The sequence below is a fragment of the Chitinophaga sp. genome, from assembly GCF_036566945.1.
GTDB lineage: Bacteria > Bacteroidota > Bacteroidia > Chitinophagales > Chitinophagaceae > Chitinophaga.
This window is the reverse complement of the sequence record NZ_DATCVJ010000467.1, coordinates 1-4,657: the sequence shown is the minus strand read 5'-3', so window position 1 is coordinate 4,657 and position 4,657 is coordinate 1. Positions and strand designations below refer to the sequence as shown.

Here is a 4,657-nt window from a genome sequence, read left to right as displayed (position 1 = left end):
TATATAATTATTAAATATTAGTAGTTTAATATCATTTTAGCCCAAATATCTGAATAGCATCAGTCGCGCTAAATACCGATTTTGGGATACTATGCTATTAAACAACGTTTATTTCGTGTCCAGCATACCGGAAACAAGGCGGTTGAAATCAGCCTGAAACTGCTCGTAGTGTTCGCCTGTACCGGGTCCGGAGAAACCGGTATGTACTTCCTGTGCGTTTCCTTTCTTATCTATAAAAATGGTTGTAGGGAAACCTTTAATGGCGGTAAGCTGTGGTAAAGTTTTCTCGCCCTTTTCCGGATCAGCGGGTGTTACGCCGGTAATCAGCACCGGATAGTTCACATTAAAGCGTTTCAGGAAGCCTTCGAGGCTTTTCTTTGATTTCTCAAAATCGGTGGTACGTTCGTATGCGAGTCCTATCACTTCTACACCACGGTCCTTATTTTTCCGGTACCAGGTGCTCAGGAAGCCGGTTTCGTCCATACAGTTAGGGCACCAGGAGCCCATGAGGGTAATGATCACTACTTTATTTTTGAAGCGATCGTCTTTGATGCTCACTTTCTGGCCGTTCATATCAGGAAACGTAAAGTCCAGTTGTTGCTGACCGGGCTTCATGGTAGCGATAGTTCTTTCATCGGGTAATTTAGCCGTATCGTTTTTCACTGCTGACCAGTCTTCGAGGCCGTCGCCAATGCCTGCGTAGAAGCGGCCATTGGTGAGACTGTCTTTCCCCACCACTGCAGTAAACAGGTAAGCATGGGAGCCATCGAAGGTAGACAGGCGGAGGGTATCGCCATCCACTACCCCATCAAGAAAGCGGTAGTCGCCGGTGGTGGTAAGGAAGGTACCATGTACGGTATTACCGGATTGTTTAAACTCTCCGATAGCGGTGGAAGGTGCTTTGTCTTTATCTTTTGCAGATACAAACTGTGTTACCCAACGGCCGCTTACATCTCCGGCAGCGGGGGTATTTACCTTAAAGCGTTCTGCTTTACCAGCGATGGCGGTAAAAGGAATACTGACATCTTTATCTGCCAGATGCCTGATCCACTGGCCTTCCAGGGCGCTGTCTGTTGTTAGTTTGGCTTTGAATTCTGAATCAAAAAAAGGCATTTTGATAAAAACAGAATCGCCTTTCACCGTTACATCATCCACCAGCAGCTTGTCTGTGGCATTGATGACATGCAGGGTTGTTTTACCATCGGTATTTTTTACGTCAAAATTGAAAACGATGTCTGCGCCGTCATTGCGGTGCAGTTTTGCCTGCCACACACCATTGGCGAGGTATTTTGTGGCGTTGCCATTGTTGCAGGCGGCCATGCCGATGCCTGCCAGGCAATAGATCCATAATTTCTTCATAAGTCTACATTTGTGAATAGTTCCTTTCGCCAAACAGCAGGCTACCAATACGTACCATAGTACTCCCTTCCTGCAGGGCTATGGAATAGTCGGCGCTCATGCCAATGGACAGTTCTTTAAAGTACGCTTCGTTGTTAAAGTAAGTGGTTTTAACGGATCCGAATAACTGGTGGAGCTGGTGGAACTCTTTACGGATCTGTGTTTCGTTGGCAGTGTTGGTGGCCATGCCCATCATACCGGCAATACGCACCGCAGCAAACGCCGATGGATTGGAGGCATATGCCTGGAGCAGTTGCTGTAACTCCTGCTCATCCATACCAAACTTTGTTTCTTCTGCGGCAATATGTACCTGTAACAGGCAATGAATAATGCGCTGATGTTTAGCGGCTTGTTTGTTGATTTCCTGCAGTAGTTTTAAGCTATCCACTGCATGGATGGTATGTACAAAGGGCGCTATAAATTTCACTTTATTGGATTGCAGATGTCCGATAAAATGCCATGCTATATCTGCCGGTAAAACAGCCTGTTTTTCGGTTAATTCCTGTACGTAATTTTCTCCGAAGATCCTTTGTCCTGCTGCATAAAAAGCTGCTATATCCGCCACTGTTTTTGTTTTGGAAACAGCTACCAGTACTGCGTTAAAAGGCTTCAGCCGGGAAAGCACCTCTTGGTATGCTTCTAAGTTAATTGCCATCGGACAAAGATAATTACGAATTACGAATTACGAATTACGGATTTGTGGGTAGATGGTAAACGAGGAGATGAATACTCGCTTCTATCTACCCACAAATCCGTAATTCGTAATTCGTAATTCGTAATTCATAATTCTATCCTAATATCGCTCTGCTGATCACGATACGTTGTACCTCAGAGGTACCTTCATATATCTGGGTGATTTTGGCATCGCGCATAAGGCGTTCCACGTGATATTCTTTTACATAGCCGTATCCGCCGTGTACCTGTACTGCTTCTGTGGTTACCCACATGGCTGTTTCGGAGGCAAATACTTTGGCCATGGAGCTGCTGAGTGTATAATCTCTGTGTTGATCTTTGTCGTATGCGGCTTTGAGACATAGTAAGCGGGCGGCTTCTATGCGGGTGGCCATGTCGGCCAGTTTAAACTGAATTGCCTGATGCTGGGATATTTCTTTACCGAAAGCTTTTCTTTCTTTGGAGTATTTCAGTGCCAGTTCATATGCGCCACTGGCGATGCCCAATGCCTGGGAAGCGATACCAATACGGCCACCGGCGAGGGTTTTCATCGCAAATTTGAATCCGAAACCATCCTCTCCTATCCGGTTCTCTTTAGGAACAATAACATCCTGGAACATGACGCTGTGGGTATCACTGCCGCGGATGCCGAGTTTATTTTCTTTAGCGCCGATGGTAATACCGGGCATGTTCTTTTCTACGATCAGTGCATTGATACCTTTGCTGCCTTTTTCCGGGTGTGTTTGGGCCATTACCAGGTAAACGCTGGCAGAGTTACCGTTAGTGATCCAGTTTTTGGTACCGTTGAGGAGATAATGATCTCCTTTATCTTCTGCAGTGGTGCGCTGAGAAGTGGCGTCAGAACCGGCTTCCGGCTCGCTCAGCATAAAAGCGCCTATAATCTGACCGGATGCCAGCGGCACCAGGTATTTTTGCTTTTGCTCTTCTGTACCAAAGGTTTCAAGGCCCCAGCACACCAATGAATTATTGACGCTCATAACCACAGAGGCAGAGGCGTCTATTTTAGAGATTTCTTCCATTGCCAGTACATAAGAGATAGCATCCAGCCCTGCTCCGCCGTACTTAGGGCTTACCATCATACCTAGAAAACCGAGTTCCCCCAGTTTTTTAATCTGTTCCGTAGGAAATTTCTGATGTTCATCCCTTTCTATTACGCCCGGTAACAGCTCGCTGATCGCAAAATCACGTGCTGCCTTCTGTATCATCAGATGCTCTTCCGTCAATTGAAAATCCATGGTTATAATTTTATGAGTAATCTCCCAAATTATTTATAAATCAGGACGTAAAAAAATAGGCTGATTAAAATTCAATGTTGTCAACCAGAATCGGGGAAATATTGAACAAATCGCTACGATAACGCTACTGTATTGGATTTGGTTCAGCTATTATATACCAATTTTTCACCATTACACGGTTCGCTGCTTTGGGCGTTCACATAAAATCCTGTAGCTTGCCTATAATGATGTGTTTATGAAGAATATTAAAATAATAGAAGTAAAATCAGAAATAGGAGCAGGAACCCGCGGCGCCAGTTTAGGCGTAGATGCCATCAAGATTGCCGCACTGGACTTCATGAGCAACTTTTTTGTGCACTTCCCCACCGAAGCAATTGAAACGGAGAATAAGCTGTTGTTTGAACCCATTGAGTCTCCCTACGCCAAAAGGATCAAAGGCACCTTTAATATGTATGAGCGTATCAGCAAAAGTGTATGTGAAACAGTGAAAGCCAACTGGTTTCCGGTACTGCTTTCCGGTGATCACAGCACGGCCGGCGCCACTATAGCCGGTTTGAAGATGGCGCATCCCAAAGCCAAACTGGGAGTTATCTGGATAGATGCTCATGCTGATCTGCATACACCTTATACCACTCCTTCGGGTAATATGCATGGTATGCCACTGGCTACTGCTATTGCAGAGGATAATATGGACTGTAAGGTGCATGACCTGGATGAGAACACCGCCAAAATGTGGAATTCGCTGAAGAACATTGGTAAAATAGCGCCCAAAGTATTGCCGGAAGATATTGTATTCATTTCCCTGCGGGATTTTGAGAAAGAGGAAGAACACCTGATCAAACAATACGGCATGAAGGTGATTACCACCAGTGAAGTACGTCGTAAGGGACCGGAAAACATTTCGCGATCAGTATTCCGCTATCTCAGCGACTGCGAATACATTTATGTTTCTTTCGATGTAGACAGTCTGGATGCCTCTATTTCCAAGGGTACCGGCACACCGGTTAGTAATGGTTTACGGGAGCGGGAAGCAGAAGATCTGATTGCCAAGTTCATGCAGCATCGTAAAATCTGTTGTTTTGAAATTACAGAAGTGAACCCTACGCTGGATCGGGAGAACCTGATGGCTGAAATTGCGTTCAATATTTTACAGCGGAGTGTGAATGTGCTGATGATGAACTGAGGAAGCAGCTGTTAGCTATTAGCTGTTAGCTGTTAGCTGTTAGCTGTTAGCTGTTAGATTAGAGCGGAGGGATTAGAGCGGAGGGATTGGAGCGGAGGGATTAGAGCGGAGGGATTAGAGCGGAGGGATTAGAGCGGAGGGATTAGAG

General features: G+C 45.5%; 4 protein-coding genes. 1 reads left to right on the top strand and 3 read right to left on the bottom strand.

The window, feature by feature from the left end:
• Nucleotides 1-108: 108 nt before the first annotated feature.
• The 3 genes from VIP81_RS14350 to VIP81_RS14340 form a co-directional block, all read right to left on the bottom strand.
• Nucleotides 109-1,359 (bottom strand): TlpA disulfide reductase family protein, encoded by a 1,251-nt coding sequence (locus tag VIP81_RS14350; RefSeq protein ID WP_331961808.1) that lies wholly within the window; start codon nt 1,357-1,359, stop codon nt 109-111.
• Between the two features lie 4 nt (nt 1,360-1,363).
• Nucleotides 1,364-2,053 carry a YggS family pyridoxal phosphate-dependent enzyme gene (locus VIP81_RS14345; protein ID WP_331961805.1) on the bottom strand — a complete coding sequence of 230 codons (690 nt, stop codon included), beginning with the start codon at nt 2,051-2,053 and terminating at the stop codon, nt 1,364-1,366.
• Between the two features lie 133 nt (nt 2,054-2,186).
• Nucleotides 2,187-3,326, bottom strand: coding sequence for an acyl-CoA dehydrogenase (locus VIP81_RS14340; protein ID WP_331961802.1), 1,140 nt, complete (start codon nt 3,324-3,326; stop codon nt 2,187-2,189).
• A gap of 235 nt (nt 3,327-3,561) precedes the next feature.
• On the opposite strand from VIP81_RS14340, the gene VIP81_RS14335 reads away from it, so the two are divergent.
• Nucleotides 3,562-4,509 carry an arginase gene (locus VIP81_RS14335; protein ID WP_331961799.1) on the top strand — a complete coding sequence of 316 codons (948 nt, stop codon included), beginning with the start codon at nt 3,562-3,564 and terminating at the stop codon, nt 4,507-4,509.
• Nucleotides 4,510-4,657 lie beyond the last annotated feature (148 nt).